Genomic DNA, 17,862 nt, shown 5'->3' on the forward strand with positions numbered 1-17,862 from the left:
GGCGTTTTCACCGATTCGGCTCGCCCAGGCGACTTCACCCGTGGAAACCAGACCTGGAGACCCCGCACTTCTTCCGACGCCTTCGTCTCAATCGACAGGGAACAGCGGTCCACCGGTGGTTCCCCTGTCGGCACAGACATCACCAGCTCCCCTCTCTGGGCACCGGGAAGAGCCAGCGGCAGAAGACGAGGCGAATCCATCACTCTTTCAGAACGTGGGATTCGGTCTGGGTTTGAGCTGGACCCATAACCTGGGCCCCCGGCGAGTGGATGCCGTCTCCGTGACGAACCGCATCGTACGCATCGACGACGAACGCAACGACCTGGTGCGCGCGATGCCGGAAGTTCATCTCTGGATCGATCGCTGGGACGAACAACGATGGAGTTGGGGACCGTTTCTCGCCGTGGCCCCGGGTTCGCGGATCATCGATGCCGTGGGAGGCGGACTCATGGTGGGATACCGGCCGCGTCGAAGCGATCAGTACAGTTTCAATTTCGGCATCGGCGGCATCCTGGATCTGGATACCCGCATCCTGGGAGACGGCATCATCGCCAATGAGCCGTTACCCCCGCGGGAAACCAGCGCCCGTACCAAGCAAACCACCGGCGCAGGGCTCCTCCTGCTCTTTTCGGTCGGATGGGATCTGTCAGCCCCTCGCCACTCCCCACAGCCTGACCGCAAGTAAGCCGCCGCTGCCGCGCGTCCCTAGTCTATTGGCGATTCCAGATTGACGTCATTCATTGAATCTGGCTAAGGTCGAACGCTCAAGGAGAATCAAGCAATGACCACACAGCCCCAGTTTCCCAACGAACAAACCGAGGCAGGCGAATTCAAGCGCCAGGAAGACGCATTCCGTCAATGGGTGACCGAGGACGGACGATCGGGATACCCGACCGCAACCGAGCGATATCATCTCTATGTGTCGCTTGCCTGTCCCTGGGCGCACCGCACGATCATCGTCCGCACACTCAAACACCTGGAACCGGTCGTCGGCATGACCGTGGTGGATCCCATTCGAGACGAGCAGGGCTGGGCCTTTCGCAACGGAGAAGGTCACTCGACCGATCCGGTCAATGGTTTTCACTTCCTGAGTGAGGCCTACCGCCTGACCGACCCCGCCTATCGGAGGCGCGTCACCGTTCCGGTCCTGTGGGACACCGTCACGAAACGGATCGTGAGCAATTCCGATGACGACCTCATGCGGATGCTCAATGGGGAGTTCAACCGCTTCACCGCGAGCAGGCTGGATCTCTATCCTGAACCACTCCGCGCGGACATCGACGAGATGAACACGTTTCTGTATGAGCGGGTGAACAACGGAGTGTACCGGGCGGGATTCGCAACCTCCCAACGCGGCTATGAACAAGCGGCTCGATCACTCTTCGCGGCGTTGGATCAACTGGACACCAGACTCAGCCAACGGCGCTATCTCTTCGGCGCGCAATTCGTCGAATCCGATTGGCGACTCTTTGTCACCCTCATCCGGTTTGACGCCGTCTATCATGGACATTTCAAATGCAACCTCCGGCGCATCATCGACTACCCGAATTTGTCCGGTTACCTCAAAGACCTCTATCAGGTGCCCGGCATTGCGGACACGGTAAATTTCGATCACATCAAGCGGCATTACTACTTCACGCATGATGACATCAATCCGACCCGTATTGTCCCCATCGGTCCCGTGATGGATCTGCTGGGCCCGCATGGACGAGACGCGCTCTCCTGAGCCGCACCTCCCGGCACCATGCTGAAACAGACGATATACTGACCCATTTTGGACGCCGGACAGACTTTCCATTCGGCAAGGCTCTAGACAAGTCTGCGCGGTCCTCGCACGTTGCTCAAAACGGCGTCCCGCTAGGCCGCAGGCGAGTCAAGACCGAAGGCGTACCCGCAGAGGTACGTCGAGGATGTAGACGAGCCGAGAACGACGCGGGAGGCCGTTTTCAGCAGCCTGCCCCAAGAATTCTCTTGAGGCGCATGGTCTCCCTGGCATATGGTGGCTTCAGTCATGCTGTTCAGCAGAAAGGATCCTCTATGCGCCATGTGACCGGTACCGTGTCCGCAGCCGTGCTCCTCATGTCCTCACTCAGTTGGGCCGCCGCCCCCGAGCCGGCGAATGACGAACAGAAAACGTTATATGCTATCGGTGTCGCCATCAGCCAATCCCTCACGCCGTTCACGTTAAACGAATCCGAACTCGAGTTCGTCAAGTCCGGTCTGGCCGACGGCGTCTTGAAGCGATCACAAAAGGTCGACCTCAACGTGTACGGGCCGAAGATTCAGCAGATGCAGCAGGTGCGCGCCAATGCGGTGGCCGATGTCGAAAAGAAAGCCGGCGCGACGTTCCTGACCAAAGCTGCGGCGGAACCGGGCGCCCACAAGACGGAATCGGGCGCCATCATCACGACCATCAAAGAAGGCAAGGGAGCGACCCCGAAAGCCACGGATACGGTCAAGGTGCACTACCATGGCACTCTGATCGATGGCACCGTCTTTGATAGCTCCGTCAAGCGCGGCGAACCGGCCACCTTTCCCTTGAACCAGGTCATCAAGTGCTGGACCGAGGCCGTACAGCTGATTAAGGTCGGCGGCAAGAGCAAGTTGGTCTGTCCGTCAGGCATCGCCTACGGCGACCGTGGATCACCCCCGACCATCAAGCCCGGAGCCACCTTGGTCTTCGAAGTAGAACTGCTTGATATCGTTAAACAATAACTCTCATCTTCGACGGCGTCCGTTGGGCACCCCCGGCGGACGCTTCCCCCCCTTCGCCTCACATCTCCCCATTAAGTAATTTGAGAAACAAACCGACAAGGGTGAGGAAACCAAGGGTGTGCGCCTGGATGCACCACCCAATTCGCACCGCACGTGCCAGCCAACGAACAGCAGGAGTCCCGACGAATGCTGACGCACATACAGCTTCCCCCGTTACCGCAATTACTTCTGGTCGATGATTCGCCCGTCAATCTCGACCTCCTCAACCACCATCTCCGCGAGCGAGACTATACCTGCGTCACGGCATCAAGTGGCGTTCGCGCGTGGGAACTCCTGGAGCAAGAGCCGGAGCGATTTTCTGCGGTAGTGCTCGACCGCATGATGCCCGAGATGGACGGGATGGAAGTCCTCTTGAAAATGAAGCAGCATCAAGTGCTGAACCAGATTCCAGTGATCATGCAGACAGCAGCCGGTACCCCACAGCAAATACTCGAGGGCCTGCAAGCCGGCGCCTACTACTACCTGGTGAAACCCTACGATAAAGCGACGCTGCTAGCGATCGTCGACGCGGCCGTCCGTGATCACAGCAACTACTTGGAGATACGACAGGACCTCCGCCGCACCACCGGCACCATGGAGCTCCTGGAGTCAGCCACGTTCACGTTCAGATCGCCGGACGAAGCCAAGAACCTGGCCACGCTGCTGGCCCATGCCTATCCGGACCCGAACCGCGTGGTCACCGGTATCCTGGAGCTCACGTTGAACGCCATCGAGCATGGCAACTTGGAAATCGGGTACGAACAGAAAACGCAACTGATCGAGGAAGACAAACTCGATGAAGAAATCGCCCGCCGCTTGAAAAATCCCTTGTTCGCCTCCCGGGTAGTCACCGCGCACTTTGCCCGTCACGCCACCAAACTGTCCCTGCAAATCACCGATCAGGGCAAAGGATTTGACTGGAAAAAGTATATGGACTTCGACCCTGAACGAGCATTCGATACCCACGGCCGGGGCATCGCCATGGCCAACAAACTCAGCTTCGACCAGATCGAGTATCGCGGCAACGGCAACCGGGTCATCACGGTGCTGGATCTCAATCCCGCCCCTCAGGTGTTAGTCGCGTAAGCGTCATCCCGACAGGCCTCCCGGCAGAATCCCAACCCGGGTCTTGTTCTGAATCTTTCTGCAAAGACTCGCCTACCGGATGGTGAGAGTGGACACCTCGTACCAACGATCCGTCCGCTTCCCTTCAATTGCCAGATCCACATGAGCCGAGCGGCCATCCTCGGCCAGCACGGCAAGATCCACCCTATACGTGCCCGGGGAAACGGTACGCGGGACCACGACAGTATCCATGGTTTGATGCGCACCAGGTAACCACTGTCTCAGATCAGCGGAGCTCGTCCACTGCGCCACGACCTGCCCCGAGCCGGATCGTAACCGATAGGCGAGCGGCCACGCATGATAGACAGGTGCCACGCCCTTGTTCTCCCAGCGTGACTGGAGCACCATACTCTCACCGGCACGGGCTTCGGCGGGATGCGTGAGTTCCGCCGGCACCAATCGATACCCGATTCGTTTCAGAAACTCATTGATGCGCGGTCGCCAGGCAGCAGGAACCGGTTTCGATTTGGCATTGAGCACGGACACGTGCCACTCCAACCCCTTACTGAGAATCCGATCGAGGTCGAAACCTCGCTCATACCATTCGTGGATGTAGCCGCACACTTCCATTTGAACCGGTCCATGCTTCCACGCATCGGCCACCACCGGCGACTCCAACACCGGCGCGTAGGCCTGCTCCATGTGATTCCAGTCGGGGGAAAAATAGCCATAGTCGCCGAAACAATCGCCGCGCCAGCCGGCTCCTCGCGCAGTCGCATACTGCAGCTGTCCGCCATGCAACATCACCAGCGGAGTTCCCGCAAAATACTTAAAGTACCAATCGGTAATGGCGAGCTGGTTAGCGTCAGTGGGGAAATAGGCCTTGCATTGCGTTTCCACGCCTTCACAGCAAGCTGTGTTCCACTCCCCCCAACAGCCCACTGATCCGATATCTACGTGATCAATGTCGAGCGAGCGCCCATAGCGTTCGCCGAACGCGCGAATGAGTCGTTCGTGGTAATCGAGAAAAATGGGATTATTGTAGTCAGGAAAAATGCCATCCGACTCTTTCACGCTGCCGACACCCTTGTCGAGCACCCACTTCGGCGTGCCGGTCTTGTACTCGGAGACGATGCGAATGGCGAGCGTCTCCCCCTTGGCCTTCGCCTGTTCGATCACCCGGTCGACTAAGGCAAAGTTGTACTGCCCTTCCGCCGGTTCGAGTTCCGCCCATGGCCACCGAAAATAGGCCACCGTCGTATGCGGATACTCCTCGGCCTGCGGCGGATGACCGAAGCCAAAGTGGAAATCTGCAAACCCCATCCCGGGGTTGTACAACACGTCATTGATTTCGTGAGGATGCACCGTCACAAGAGATCCTGTAGAGGAGGCTACCGTCCGGTCTGGCCCGCCACCCAGGGGCGACACGCACGCAGCCAAGCCCAGCCCCATCATGATCAGTAGCGCCTGTTTCCATCCCGCTCTCTGCATGCCTACTCCTTTCATCGATCACGATCCGACCACCCCTGTGCCTAGGGCGCAGCACTGAAAGTATTCAACCGGATACATCTGCCTGTAGGGTCGCGCCGTAAAGTATGGTAGGGTACGCGCCCAGGCACGAGGAACGCGAGACATGCCAAACTGGTTCTCAGCCTCTTCTCCATCGGACTCTGTCGTCATTACCGGCGCCTCATCAGGCATCGGGGCCGCGTGCGCCCTCGCGTTGGACACGCTCGGGTACCGCGTCTTCGCGGGTGTCCGTAACCCGGCCGACGGCGAGCGTCTGCAACAACAGGCCGGCCCTCGCCTCATGCCCATCCGCCTCGACGTCACCGATCCCGCATCGATTTCCGCCGCCAGCCACACGGTTGCGGCAATGGTGGGCGATCGTGGGCTCGCCGGCCTAGTGAACAACGCCGGCATCGGCGTCGCGGGGCCCATCGAACTGTTACCCCTGGCGGACTGGCGAAGGCAATTTGAGGTGAATGTGTTCGGCCTGATCGCCGTCACGCAAACCTTTCTCCCACTGATCCGCACCGGACGAGGACGCATCATCAACATGGGCTCGATCGCCGGACGCGCCTCCATGCCGTTCATGGCTCCCTACGCCGCCTCGAAACATGCGCTTGAAGCCATTACCGATGCGTTGCGCCTCGAACTGCAGCCCTGGGGCATCCGCGTAGCACTCATCGCGCCAGGCGCCATTGCCACGCCCATTTGGGGCAAGACGAGAAAAGACGTCGATGCCTGGGATGCCACCTGGAGTCAGGATCTCAAGAACATGTACCGGGAAGGATTCACCCGCATCAAGGAAGCCGCCACAGCGGCCGGCGAACAAGCTCAGCCGGCCAGCACGGTCACGGCAGCTGTCGCACACGCCCTTCGAGCCAGGTGGCCAAAAACTCGATACCTCGTGGGCTCGGATGCCGCCATTCGGGCCTACCTCGCCCTGTTGCTTCCCGACCGACTCAACGACTGGATCATCACGCGGATCGTCAAACTCCCGGCTCGCCGCTGACAGCGTCACCGCTTGGCGGTTCGCACCATATCAATCACGTGGCCCTGCGCGTCGAGAAAAATGGCGATCGACTCGTTGGGATCCAGTTGTTCAATTGCCGGCTGGAGGAGCGGCCGGACCGGAAAAGATTGTATGTCATCGAGCTTCATCCTCAGGCGCATCCGTCCATCTCCGATGGTGACGAACGCACCCTCGACACGACGCGTTGGCGCACCCGGTGCTGCGCCAACGCCCAACTCTCTCGGCTTCCCCAGCGACAAGACATCGACAAGCAAGTAGGCACGATCGACGGCGAAGTCGGCTGACTCGCCGACTTCGAGCACGGCAAGCTTTTCCATCGTCACGGCACGCGCATAGAATCCCACATCGCGCCCCGAGTCCAGACGAATCGTCACTCGTTCTTTTTGCGGATTAAAGGTCTTGCCCAATGCCCCTCGAAACACCTTGGTCGGCGGCGTCTCGGCCGGGCGCTGATAGGCCACAATCTCATCGTGATCATTCACCATGATTTCGACGGCCTGTCCGACCTGCAGCCCACGGCCTTCGTCGCCCCCGGCTTCGAGAGACAGATACCGAGGTGCCCGTTCGCCGGTCTCCACCTCCACTCGATCGCCCGTGATGCCACGAATCGTGCCTTTCACGAGCTTTGCGCTCGCCAGGATACCCGGCACGGGCTTGAATTCCTCGATACTCAGGCCGGACATCAGTTTAGCCGAACTCCCGCACCCGGCCACATTCAAGGCCAGCCCCAACAGCCCCATCAACACGACAGCTCCAGCGCGACTCGTCCCCATTGTGTGCCCACTCCTGGTGTACGCCGATGTTAGAACAAACCAGTCCCGGGAAGCGAGACGTCGGACGCGCGAAGCCGGACACACATGATTGGGCATCGCGTGGACTCTTGATCGACTCTGTATCGGCCTGTACCATTCGTGGCGTAGATACTCTCTGCCCTTGGACCAGAGACCGATGCCCAATCCCATCACGACACCCCTGCTGATCGAGCAAGGCACCTGTTACGCCCTGTTCGCCTATGACATCGGGTTGGCCATCAACCTGGACGAGGCAGAGCGGCATGTCACCGCGATCAAGGAACGCGGCCGCATTCGGCATAAGGCGCGCGCACCGCAATACTTTGACTATCGCCCGGCACCGCTTCGTCTCATGCAAGACGGCCAGGCCTTGGAGTTCGGCGCCTATCATTCCCAAGCAGCGGTCGAAGTCATGCTCTACGACTTCGGCGCCGTCACCGTCATCTATCGCATTCCTCTCGACGGCCCCTTCGAAGGCCTCCTGGGCTTAAGCGAAACCCTCTACGAAAACGACACTCTGCGGACGGAGTCTCGTCGGCGATTGGAACAACTGGTGCGAGACATTTATCCGGCTGTCGAGCGACCGACCGTGTCAAACGACGTTGAAGACTACCTGCTGTTTGCAATCGAACGGTACGCCCCTTCCGACATCGACACCTTCGGCTCCCTGCACGAGCACCTATTCGCCCGCGTGCTGCGGAGCGAGGCCACGCCGCTGTCCGATCAAGAGATTCGTGAAGCGACCTCCTGTCGCATTGCATTCGGTCGGGACGACCTCGCCTTCATCGACTGGAATGCCGCCCTCGTCTTCGGACAGGACATGGACGATGTGCGGGCGGTGCTGGAATTCGTGAATGTGGAATTGCTCGAAATGCGCACACTGGATCAACAACTCGACAGGGCGATGGACCAGGGCTATGAGGCCCTCAGGCACCGCCCCCGCCGAAAACTCTGGCTACCGGGCTCGCACGAACGGGCCGTGAGCCACATCGGACAATTACAGGTCGAGAGTGCCGTGTTATTCGAGCGGGTGGCGAATACTCTCAAGCTACTGGGTGACCAATACCTGGCCCGCGTGTACCGGCTGGCCTCCCAACGCTTTCATCTCGACGCATGGGACGCCAGCATCTTGAGAAAACTTCAGACCCTGGACAGCATCTACGGCAAAATGTCCGATCGGGCGACGACGCAGCGCATGGAGTATCTGGAATGGATCATCATTGTGTTGATTGCCCTCTCCATTGTCCTGTCGTTTCTTCCATCCGCCGGGCACTAACGGAGCAGACCTTTCCGCTAGCCAGGAATATTCATGACTACCTTTGCGAGGCGTTTGAGACCGAAACCCGCCGGGGCTGCCCGCACGTGAGGTCGACGCAGGCGTATGCGCAGGCCGTCGAGGAGGCCGAGCGAGAAACGCCCCGCCGCACAAAAAGATCGGACGACGGAGCGGGCGGTCATGAATTGTCCGGGCTAGGCTTCTCGGAACAGGTGTGCTAGAACGCCCGGTATTCATTCAGTAGCTGGTGTGTGATGCCGACACAGAACCTGACCAGACAACTTGCAAGCGTGCTTGGGGTACTTGCCGCGTTTACGTCGGCAGGCTGCCTGTCTCCTCCTACCTTGAACCGGGCGGTCCTCGCGTATGACGAAGCCATCACCGATGCGATCTCAAAGCAGCTGTTGATCAATATCGCCAGGGCCCACCATCACGAGCCGATTCACTTTACCGGTGTGGCCAACGTAGCGGCCACCTTCGACTTCCGTGTGAGTGCCGGAGCAACCCCGACCCTCACGGGCGAACATGGGCGCACGCTGATGCCGTTGTTCGGCGGATCCATCGCGGAGAACCCGACCATCAGCATTACGCCGATCGAAGGAGAAGAGTTTACGAAACGGCTGCTGGCGCCCTTCCAGGAGAGCAAACTGATTTTGCTGCTCAGACAGGGCGTCGACATTGACCTTCTGCTTCGGCTTATGGCGAAAGAATTACGGTTGACCACCAACGGCGAAGAAGTGGCCTATCGCAATAGTCCTTCCGACCAGCCTGGGTACGACATGTTCCGGAAAGTTGTCCTCCACCTCTCCGCTATTCAAGATGCCAACCGGCTGTATGCAGAGGCCCTGACCTTCGAACGCACCTGGACGATTCCGGCCGAAGCCGTGACGGCGGAGGGATTCCTGGCGCTCGAACAGCAATACCTCGTCGCCTACAATCACGCACAACGGACCTACACGTTGCGCAAACCGGTCGCCGGACGGATCCTGATCACCAACTACGATCCGGCCACCCTTCCGCCGGAAGAACGCATCCGGTTGCACGAAGCCGCAGACCAACAACCAGTGAACGATGTCTCGTTTGATATTCGTGCCGGACATTACGGAGGAGACTGGCCGCTCCAGGGCGATTTCCGTCTACGAAGCTTCAACGCCATGCTAAATTTCCTGGGCCATGCCGTCAGCGAAGAGCGGGAGTATGCCGTGGAAAAGGATGCGCGCACACCGCCGGTCAGCGAGAACCCGGTCAAGACGATGGATCTCCTCATCCTCGACCACAAGCCGGACGAACAGGACCTCACGGTGAGCTCCCATGGCCGTTACTACGCGATCAATACGCAGGGGCCTCAAGCGCGCTGGAACCGTGAAGCTTTCAAATTACTCTCGCAGCTGTTTCAAATGACGGTCACGGATGTGCCGCGGACCGGCGTGCCCAGCATCACCATCGCCAAGTAAGACCAGGCCGCCCCCTCTTTTTCCGCCGATCACCGATTCACTCTCTTGCAACTCCGCACGGCACTCGATTAGGGTGAGCACTGACCAAACAGTTGGTGGCACACCGCCTCGGTACCGAGCGCCCGCCCCACGGAATTCCAGTGTAGTTCCATGCACGACCTTCATTGCGTTCGACTTCCGCTCACGCAGACGATGCTGCTCCTCGTCCTGCTGTGGTGTGCCGCCCCGACCCTGGCGGACGAGGTACACCTCCAGAACGGCGACCGTCTCACGGGCAAGATCGAAAAGATGGAAGACCACGTCCTCACGCTGCACACGGACCATAGTGGCGAAGTGAAGATCGATTGGGGGAAAATCGAAAGTCTAAAGGCCGACGGCCCCTTAAAGATTTTGGTGCCGAGCGAATCAGGCGATCGGTTGCATGATTTCTTTTACGGCACGACGGGGCTCCGCGAAGTCACCGATTTGAGTGCGAACGGCCCCCTGCCGCTCGCCGAGATCACAGGCATCAATCTCGAGCCGATCCGCCTGCTGGGAACCGTGACGGTCGGCGGCAACCATACCAGCGGCAACACCACGACAAAAGCCATCAACGCCGCCACCCGATTGACGCTGTACGCCTACAAACAGCGGCTGTTGCTCGAAGGCAAATACAACTACGGGCAGGCAGGCGACCAGGTCACCGCTCGTAATTCACTGGCGAGCCTGAAACACGATTATTTTGTCAGCAAGAAAGTCTTCATCGAAACGTTCGGCATGCTGGAAAAAGACACCTTACAGAACTTGCAACTCCGCTCCACGATCGGTAGCGGTTTGGGATACCAGTTCTATGAAACCGGCACCACCACGCTCTCGTTGTCGGCCGGTATCGCCCATGTGAACGAACATTTCACCAACAGCCCGAACACGCAGACCCCGTCGGCACGCTGGAGCCTGCGGTGGGAACACGGCCTGTGGCCGGATCGCGTCAAAGTATTCCATCGGCACGAAGGATTCTGGGATATCAACGCCGGAAACGCCTTCCGCTTCAATGCCGACCAGGGGTTGCGCATCACGGTATATAAGAATCTGTTTTTTAACGTCGAATATGATCTCCGGCTCAACACCCAACCGGCGCCGGGACGAAAAACCACCGACGAATCCGTGATCTTCGGTGTGGGATACGAATTCCGCTGATCGGCTACCGCTCGCATCCCGCATTGAGACTCGCTGCCGCCGCACGGCCCGCCACCCGTCCGGTCGCCCAGGCCCATTGAAAATTGAACCCACCGATCCGGCCGTCGCAGTCGAGCACCTCTCCGACCAGGTACAGGCCAGGCACCAGCTTCGATTCCATCGTACGGAAATTGATCTCTTCCAACGGAATCCCGCCGGCTGTCACTTCGGCAAAGTTCCAACCCCGATCGCGCGCGACGGGAAAACGAAACCGGGTGAGAGCCGTCACGAGCCGATCGCGAAGCGCGCGCGGCACCTGCGCGCAGGCCTGTTGCGGATCACTCCCGACGTGACGACACACAGCCTCGGCATAGCGCTCCGGGACGAGTTCCGAGAGCACCTTCAGCAAGGATCGGCGAGGATTCTGGGCGGCCTGCGCAAGAAACCATTCCCGCGCCTGATCCGCATTCCGGCCGGGCAGAAAGTTTCCGTAAATTTCCGCCGTCTCACCCCGCGCTCTGGCCAGACACCACAATCGACTGGCATCCATCACGACCGGCCCGCTGATCCCGAAATGCGTCCAGAGCAGACTCCCTATCCGCCGATCAACCGGCCGCCCCTCTACCAGCGTCTGAATCTCCACCTCTTGTGACAGGCCTGAGAGTGCCGCATGAAAACAGCATTCGTCCAGCATCAGGGCCACCAATGCCGGAACGGTTGGTGTGACGTGATGGCCGAAATGCCGCGCCAGTCCGTACCCTGCCCCGTCGCTCCCCGTGCGCGGCAACGACTGCCCGCCGGTGGCCAGGATCACGCGACGCGCGAGCGTCATGCCATGCTGATGACGAATCACAAACCGGGGCAATGCTTCTGCCCCGGCCTGTTCCGATTCGTTCCCGTGCTCAAGGCTCCCGACGCGATGCCCCGGACGAAGCACCACCCCCAGTTCACGACTTCGCGCCGTGAGCGCATCGAGCACCGTCCTGGCCTTATCGGTCACCGGAAATAACTTGCCGGTTTCCTCCCGCTTCAGTTCGACACCGAGCGAGGCAAACCATGCGACGGTGTCCTGTACCGGAAATGCCGCCAGCACATTCCGCACGAGGTGGCGGGTACCGAAAAAGTCTTCCGGTGTCACGACATCGTGCGTCACGTTGCAGCGCCCCCCGCCTGACACCAGAATTTTTGCCCCGATGCTCGTGGCCCCGTCCAACAACTCCACACTCACGGGTGAATGGTGTTCTGCCGCAAAAATACCGGCCGCCAGGCCCGCCGCCCCTGCACCGATCACACAAATGTCTACCACCGATCCTCCATTCCTCCTCACGAACCACCCATTCACGTCTACCGCTGCATCATGCCCGGTGCGGGAAGGGCCTGCAATCGCAAAAGTCGACATGGAAACCGGACCCGCCGCTATGCCAAGATCGGGAAACACGTTTCGTGGAGATACCGAGACCCGCACGATCTCATGCGCCTATTCCATCGATTGCTCCTCCCCATGCTTCTGTCGTGGCTTTCTGCCGGATGCCTGTTGCCCGCTGGTTCTCCCATGCAGGACAGCTCGAAGGACCCCCTGATTTCCACGACGATCGAAGCGAAGTTTGCAGAGGATCAGCAGGGGGGACTGTCCGGCATCATCGTGACCACCGAGGAGGGAACGGTGACACTCACCGGCACGGTGCAGCGGGCCGAACGCAAGGCGAGAGCCGCTGAACTGGCACGGCAGGTGAAGGGGGTGCGGCGCGTGAAAAACGATCTGGAGATTCGCGCCGACCCTGCGCCGTGAGAAGCCTTCTGGTCGAGCATTAGAAATCTTCCTCCTCTGCTCCGGTCATACTGTCCTCCACAATCGAAAAGGCTTTTTGCGGCAAGGTGATGGCGTTGACCAAAATATCGAAGGCCAACTGAGCCGTTCCTTTCACGCCGGTCATCAGCGATTCTGCCGCGAGATAGCGCAACTGCGGTTTGTTCGCTGATCCCTTGAGCTCGAACACGGCGGTATCAAACCCCTGGCGATCCCCCGACAGCAGGTACCCGAACAGAGGAATACGTTTCAGGATCGCGGAATAGGATCCGAGCGGACTGGTCGCCAGCACCATATCGAATTCATCCGCCATGATGTCATATCGGCCCGTTCCGCTGATCTTGAGCACGGGACTGTCGAGAAGAAATTCCTTTGTATGGATGACGCCATTGTTGATGGAACCCACCAGCTTGAGCCGGTCGAACGGCATGCCCTCGCTCTCAAGGTTCACCTGCCCCTCCAACAGTGCCGGCAGGTTCAAGAGGGACAGCAGGGTAGATAGCACCGGGACCTGATGCACGCGTCCGTCCTGAACCAGGATTTGAAGCGGTTGACGACTCGTCAGTGCGGCAGGCTGCAGCACACCTCGCTCAAATTCCGCCTGGACTTTCCCCGACGTGGTCAGCCACCCCGACAGCACAGGCTTCTCCTCAAACTGAGACAAGATACGCTCGACGGGAAGGCCGCTGGCGCGAAACGTACTACGCGCCTGTTCCATCTGCCCGTTCTTCGTGCGAATCTTCACCTGCCCCGCGAGTTGGCCTTCGTTCGTGTCCCCACTGATCCGTTCGACCGTCAAAAGTCCATGGTCCCACGTGATCTTCGTAGAGAGATCGGTGAGAAGAAACTTTTTATAATAGACATGATCGGCGAAGAGAAATGCGTGCAGCGTGGCATCCGCCCAGAAGTTGTCGGAAGATCCGTGGCGGACAGGCCGCGACCGATGCGGGCCGGACATCCCAAAGGCACCGAGATCGATTTGAGACGATTCCACGACCAGACGGGCCCTCGGATGGTCGGCCCATTGCGCGATCGAGCCGGATATCCGCAGATCGCTCGCCCCCACGTGAAACGCCATGCGCGGAATATGAATGCGGTCTTGATCGAAACGCAGGGTCACAAACGCGTCTCGAATGGGTTCATCGAAATTCGCTACCTTGATCGTGCCCTCATCGAATCTGATGTGTCCCGATGTGCGCCAGGAAGCCCGCTCTTTCATCCGGCCCTCCATATCGAGCGTCGCCTCCAAGATTCCGGCCCTCACCGGTCCCAGGACCACCCCTTTGGGAAGTGTGCCGACCGCAATCCGGCCGGAGGACACATGCGCCGAAAACTCTCTCTCCCCGTCCAAATCGATGGATCCCGATCCTGAAATCGTGACCGGAGGAAACCCGACGCCGACATGCCGGATCACCAAACGGTGGCCCCGGGAAAGTTGCCCTTCGAAATCCACGGCAGCCGGAGCCTGCAACGGTTTGGTGAACCAGTTCTGCAGACGAATTCCAGCCTGTCCTAGATCAATCTTGCCTTTGATCCGAGGATTGCCGATCACACCCGTCACGGCTGCACGCAGGCGAATAGTGCCCTCCATCTCCGGGACTAATTCTTCCCCAGCCTGGTCCGCCCACCAGGATTGCACCTCCGACGCATCCGTACTCATGACGAGCGTCACATTGGAATAGGCGTTGCCCTCCACCATCGTCACTGCACCCTGCGTCCGAAACGCAGCAGGCCCCAGCCACCCGTCAACATGCTCGATCGCCACCACGGTGGGCGTGACGGTGACATGCGCGTCCACCTGCCGCACGGGCACACTGGCGCTGCGCCACCCTCCCCGCTGCATCCGGAGATCGGCATCGACGAGCGCGAGGGGCTGCCCGCTGAGTGGTCGTCCCATCACGTGGGCGATCACCTCGACATCCCCGGTTGGTTGCTCCAGCCCGGTCATGAAATCCCGGAGCAGCGGAAATTCGTCCAGACGCCGCACCATCTCCACCAACCCCGCCACCGGAGCCACCCCTTTGATGTTCACATCGACATGCGGATCGGTCAGCCACTGTGTGATCAGCAGATCGTGACCGGTCAGCAGAACCGGACCGCATTGCGCACGCACCTCCGTCAGACGTAATTGATCGGCATCGTATGCCATCTTCACGGACAGGGCCTCGACGGGAGGGTAGTGAGGGCTCAGCGTAAACCGGCCGTTTCGAATGGTCATGAAGCCATTGATGCGCGGACGTGAGTCGGGACCGAGATCACCGTCAAGCGATAAGGATTGCAGCGTGATCACTCCCTCCACCGCATGATCCGTAAACTGAGCCCGCAACGGATTCGAGATCCAGGCGGAAGGCAGTTCATTCAAGAGGCGCGCCGCCGGCACCGGGGATGCAGACAGGGTGGATGAAAATCGGGCCTGTGCCGTTCCGATACCACGCACCGCCCCGGACCCCTGCAAGGACACATCCGCAAGCTCCGCTTTGACTTCGTCCGCAAACAGATCGAATCCCGTCGCTGCGGGCATCCATCGCAGGTGAGCTGTCAACTGGGCCGGCTGCGAAAAACCGTCGGTGATCCGTCCACCGCCGATCCACGACGACAGCAGATGACGCGCATTGACCTGGTGGAGTCGCACATCTCCTTCTGCCTGTATCGCTCCACCTTCATCGTTCTGTGTGATCGAGCCTTCCCACAGGAACGCTGCGCGCCCGCCTTCCTGCGGGATCTCACCGGAAAGATAGAGCCTTGCCCGGCGTCCCATCATTTCACTCGATAAGGCGCCCTGCGCCACGGTGAGATGCAACGGGCCGGATGCGGAGGTGGATTCATCGACGACAGTTACGGTGCCTTGAACCACGAGCAGATTCCGCACAACCTGCAACAACCCGAACGACCGAGTCGAATCGGAAGCAGCAGCGGGCGAACGCTCCTGGCCCAGAGACCAGGTTCCATTCGGCCCTCGGCGAACGGTCACGTGGGGCCGGTCAATGACCAGATCGGTGGCAACGATTCTTCCTTCTAGGAGCGGCAACCACTGCAGCGCGATTTCCACCCGCTCCGCGAGCGCGAGCGGCGTGGTGGAGGCAGCGTCGTACAACCGGGGGTTCGTCCATGTCAGCCGGGGTGAGGGAAAGAGTTGCACCTGCGATTGCTCGATCGTTATCCGATAGCCCGTCCGTTCTTCAAACTGCTGAAGCAAAGCCGCCATACTCGCCGGACGATTCACGAGCCAGGGCAGAGCCAGCACCACACCCACACAGAAGATCGCCAGAAAGAACAGGATGACGACAAGCAGCCGGCCGATTCGTGTTCGCGAGGACGGGGCAACGGTGTGAGTCATGCCGGGCAGCTCCATCACTCCACTGTACGCAGTGGGATGAGGCAGACACAAGTCACGACCGTCGGGAGGGCCGCAGCAGGGTTCTGCGCCGGATGCACAGGGCCCGATTCCAGTGAGGCGCCGGGCTGGTCAATCTGGTGAGGAGGCTATGCTACACTCCGCACCAGACAGCACCCGCACATAGATTGATGGTCCCCTGACATTGATGGCCCACCCTCTGCTTCGCATCGCCTTCTTGCATCTGGCCCCCGTTCCGGGAGCCGTCGCGCAGAACCGCCACCTCCTGACCCAAGCCATCACGAAGGCGGCCTGCTCAGGAGCCGGGTGGATTATCACCCCGGAACTGGCGGTCAGCGGCTACACTTTCGCCGATACCCTCGGGACGGATTGGATCGAACCGCAACCGGACCACTGGATGAACAGGATCTGCCGTCTCGCCGACCGGTTTCGCGTCACCCTGTTTCTCTCGCATCCGGAACGAGATCCACGGTCTCAGCAGCTTTATAATGCGGTATTTGCGATCGGCCCCGATGGACGATTGGCGGGTAGTCACCGGAAGATCAACGCCCTGCGCGTCGGATCAGAAGCCTGGTCCACACCCGGCACCGAAGCAACCGCGTTTCGCCTTGCCCCATTCGGCGGCGTCGGGCTCCTCATCTGTGCGGACGCTTATACCCCAGGGATTGCCAAGAGTCTGAAGGCACAGGGCGCCAAGGTTCTCGTGTCCTCTGCTGCCTGGGCGCCGTGACTGCACGGTCCGAACGGTGAGTGGGAACGTTGCACGAACGACACGGGGCTGCCGTTGTTCGTCTGCAATCGAACGGGGCAGGACCGCACCCTCGATTTCAGGACAGCGGAGAGCGTGGTGGCTCAGGGCGGAAAACGGCTGCTGTCACTCTCGTGCGAACAATCCGCCATCTTCCTCTTCGACTGGAATCTCACAACGGGGACACTGGCTTCTGCCGATTACCAGCGTCTGTTGATCTAGCAGCATTCATTGTGAAGGATGGCCGGATCACGAGGTCGCCAACAACTGTGTGAGGAAAACAAAACCAGCCGGCCATGCGCCAAGATCGCTTTCGGCGTTGATATGCCCAACGGCGCCTGCCTCGACGAAGGCGCTACCCCAATCAGCCGCGCATCGCTTGGCATAGTCCACAGAGCCGAAGGGATCGTTGCTGCTCGCGACGACGAGACTGGGAAAGGGAAGTCTATCTGATGGAACCGTTTCAAACCCTCGCGCGGTTGAAGGGAACGCGGGACCCTGAGGATCGGGCGGGGCTACCAACAGCGCGGCGCCTACCGCCACTGAAGCTCGTCGCGCCCAATGCGCCACCAGCAAACACCCCATGCTGTGCGCAATCAGCACCGTAGGCCGAGGTCGTTCGGCCACCGCAGCATCGAGTCCACGCAACCACTCGTCGAGCACCGGATGATCCCAATCACGCTGCTGCACGCGATGCCAGTGAGGATGGTGCTGCTCCCACAACGTTTGCCAATGCCGGGGGCCTGAGTTGCCGATGCCCGGCACGATCAAGGCCGTCACTCCATCCATACTGCGCTCATGCTTTGGCACGTTCTGCGCGCTCCGCAAGCCAAGCCAAGGCACCGGCACCGGCGGTGCGGCCGCTGGCAAAACAGGCCGTGAGCAGATACCCGCCCGTGGGCGCTTCCCAATCCACCA

Annotated in this window: 16 protein-coding genes; 10 read left to right on the top strand and 6 right to left on the bottom strand. The window is 60.0% G+C overall.

Annotation, left to right across the window (positions count from 1 at the left end):
* From JNL86_16285 to JNL86_16300, 4 genes are all read left to right on the top strand, one after another.
* The coding region (locus JNL86_16285) for a hypothetical protein (protein ID MBL8044467.1) at positions 1-685 on the top strand (685 nt) is incomplete at its 5' end.
* A 96-nt stretch (positions 686-781) separates the two neighbouring features.
* Positions 782-1,726 carry a glutathione S-transferase family protein gene (locus JNL86_16290; GenBank protein MBL8044468.1) on the top strand — a complete coding sequence of 315 codons (945 nt, stop codon included), beginning with the start codon at positions 782-784 and terminating at the stop codon, positions 1,724-1,726.
* Positions 1,727-2,037: 311 nt separating this feature from the next.
* Entirely contained in the window at positions 2,038-2,715 is a 678-nt protein-coding gene (locus JNL86_16295) for an FKBP-type peptidyl-prolyl cis-trans isomerase (GenBank protein MBL8044469.1), read from the top strand.
* Positions 2,716-2,901: 186 nt separating this feature from the next.
* Entirely contained in the window at positions 2,902-3,840 is a 939-nt protein-coding gene (locus tag JNL86_16300) for a response regulator (protein MBL8044470.1), read from the top strand.
* Between the two features lie 72 nt (positions 3,841-3,912).
* On the opposite strand, the gene JNL86_16305 is transcribed toward JNL86_16300, so the two are convergent.
* Entirely contained in the window at positions 3,913-5,310 is a 1,398-nt protein-coding gene (locus JNL86_16305; GenBank protein ID MBL8044471.1) for a DUF4832 domain-containing protein, read from the bottom strand.
* Between the two features lie 142 nt (positions 5,311-5,452).
* Here JNL86_16305 and JNL86_16310 point away from each other — a divergent pair, with 142 nt between their 5' ends.
* Positions 5,453-6,337 carry an SDR family oxidoreductase gene (locus JNL86_16310; protein ID MBL8044472.1) on the top strand — a complete coding sequence of 295 codons (885 nt, stop codon included), beginning with the start codon at positions 5,453-5,455 and terminating at the stop codon, positions 6,335-6,337.
* Between the two features lie 5 nt (positions 6,338-6,342).
* On the opposite strand, the gene JNL86_16315 is transcribed toward JNL86_16310, so the two are convergent.
* Positions 6,343-7,131: a hypothetical protein gene (locus JNL86_16315; GenBank protein MBL8044473.1), complete on the bottom strand. Its 789-nt coding sequence runs from the start codon at positions 7,129-7,131 to the stop codon at positions 6,343-6,345.
* Positions 7,132-7,306: 175 nt separating this feature from the next.
* Here JNL86_16315 and JNL86_16320 point away from each other — a divergent pair, with 175 nt between their 5' ends.
* The 3 genes from JNL86_16320 (at position 7,307) to JNL86_16330 (ending at position 11,055) form a co-directional block, all read left to right on the top strand.
* Positions 7,307-8,425, top strand: a complete 1,119-nt coding sequence (locus JNL86_16320; protein MBL8044474.1) for a hypothetical protein — start codon at positions 7,307-7,309, stop codon at positions 8,423-8,425.
* 254 nt (positions 8,426-8,679) lie between these two features.
* Positions 8,680-9,879: a hypothetical protein gene (locus JNL86_16325; protein MBL8044475.1), complete on the top strand. Its 1,200-nt coding sequence runs from the start codon at positions 8,680-8,682 to the stop codon at positions 9,877-9,879.
* Between the two features lie 192 nt (positions 9,880-10,071).
* The gene (locus JNL86_16330) at positions 10,072-11,055 is read left to right on the top strand and encodes a DUF481 domain-containing protein (GenBank protein MBL8044476.1); all 984 of its coding nucleotides are present in this window, start codon (positions 10,072-10,074) and stop codon (positions 11,053-11,055) included.
* Between the two features lie 4 nt (positions 11,056-11,059).
* Here JNL86_16330 and JNL86_16335 read toward each other — a convergent pair whose 3' ends face one another.
* Entirely contained in the window at positions 11,060-12,340 is a 1,281-nt protein-coding gene (locus JNL86_16335; GenBank protein MBL8044477.1) for an NAD(P)/FAD-dependent oxidoreductase, read from the bottom strand.
* A gap of 246 nt (positions 12,341-12,586) precedes the next feature.
* On the opposite strand from JNL86_16335, the gene JNL86_16340 reads away from it, so the two are divergent.
* Positions 12,587-12,823 carry a BON domain-containing protein gene (locus JNL86_16340; protein ID MBL8044478.1) on the top strand — a complete coding sequence of 79 codons (237 nt, stop codon included), beginning with the start codon at positions 12,587-12,589 and terminating at the stop codon, positions 12,821-12,823.
* A 19-nt stretch (positions 12,824-12,842) separates the two neighbouring features.
* Here JNL86_16340 and JNL86_16345 read toward each other — a convergent pair whose 3' ends face one another.
* Positions 12,843-16,178, bottom strand: a complete 3,336-nt coding sequence (locus JNL86_16345) for an AsmA-like C-terminal domain-containing protein (protein ID MBL8044479.1) — start codon at positions 16,176-16,178, stop codon at positions 12,843-12,845.
* Positions 16,179-16,383: 205 nt separating this feature from the next.
* On the opposite strand from JNL86_16345, the gene JNL86_16350 reads away from it, so the two are divergent.
* Positions 16,384-16,926 carry a carbon-nitrogen hydrolase family protein gene (locus JNL86_16350; protein MBL8044480.1) on the top strand — a complete coding sequence of 181 codons (543 nt, stop codon included), beginning with the start codon at positions 16,384-16,386 and terminating at the stop codon, positions 16,924-16,926.
* Positions 16,927-17,193: 267 nt separating this feature from the next.
* Here the strand turns inward: JNL86_16350 and JNL86_16355 are convergent, their stop codons facing one another.
* Positions 17,194-17,754, bottom strand: a complete 561-nt coding sequence (locus JNL86_16355; GenBank protein MBL8044481.1) for an alpha/beta hydrolase — start codon at positions 17,752-17,754, stop codon at positions 17,194-17,196.
* Positions 17,741-17,862 (bottom strand): NAD(P)/FAD-dependent oxidoreductase (locus JNL86_16360; protein ID MBL8044482.1); only part of this gene is annotated, 122 nt, incomplete at its 5' end. The genes JNL86_16360 and JNL86_16355, both read right to left, overlap by 14 nt.

The sequence above is a fragment of the Nitrospira sp. genome, from assembly GCA_016788885.1.
Taxonomy (GTDB): Bacteria; Nitrospirota; Nitrospiria; order Nitrospirales; family Nitrospiraceae; genus Nitrospira_A.

Excerpts from the sequence above, each read along its gene's own strand:
- JNL86_16290 (MBL8044468.1), top strand. The coding sequence starts at position 782 with ATGACCACACAGCCCCAGTTTCCCAACGAACAAACCGAGGCAGGCGAA.
- JNL86_16295 (MBL8044469.1), top strand. The coding sequence starts at position 2,038 with ATGCGCCATGTGACCGGTACCGTGTCCGCAGCCGTGCTCCTCATGTCC.
- JNL86_16300 (MBL8044470.1), top strand. The coding sequence starts at position 2,902 with ATGCTGACGCACATACAGCTTCCCCCGTTACCGCAATTACTTCTGGTC.
- JNL86_16305 (MBL8044471.1), bottom strand. The coding sequence starts at position 5,310 with ATGCAGAGAGCGGGATGGAAACAGGCGCTACTGATCATGATGGGGCTG.
- JNL86_16310 (MBL8044472.1), top strand. The coding sequence starts at position 5,453 with ATGCCAAACTGGTTCTCAGCCTCTTCTCCATCGGACTCTGTCGTCATT.
- JNL86_16315 (MBL8044473.1), bottom strand. The coding sequence starts at position 7,131 with ATGGGGACGAGTCGCGCTGGAGCTGTCGTGTTGATGGGGCTGTTGGGG.
- JNL86_16320 (MBL8044474.1), top strand. The coding sequence starts at position 7,307 with ATGCCCAATCCCATCACGACACCCCTGCTGATCGAGCAAGGCACCTGT.
- JNL86_16325 (MBL8044475.1), top strand. The coding sequence starts at position 8,680 with ATGCCGACACAGAACCTGACCAGACAACTTGCAAGCGTGCTTGGGGTA.
- JNL86_16330 (MBL8044476.1), top strand. The coding sequence starts at position 10,072 with ATGCTGCTCCTCGTCCTGCTGTGGTGTGCCGCCCCGACCCTGGCGGAC.
- JNL86_16340 (MBL8044478.1), top strand. The coding sequence starts at position 12,587 with ATGCAGGACAGCTCGAAGGACCCCCTGATTTCCACGACGATCGAAGCG.
- JNL86_16345 (MBL8044479.1), bottom strand. The coding sequence starts at position 16,178 with ATGACTCACACCGTTGCCCCGTCCTCGCGAACACGAATCGGCCGGCTG.
- JNL86_16350 (MBL8044480.1), top strand. The coding sequence starts at position 16,384 with ATGGCCCACCCTCTGCTTCGCATCGCCTTCTTGCATCTGGCCCCCGTT.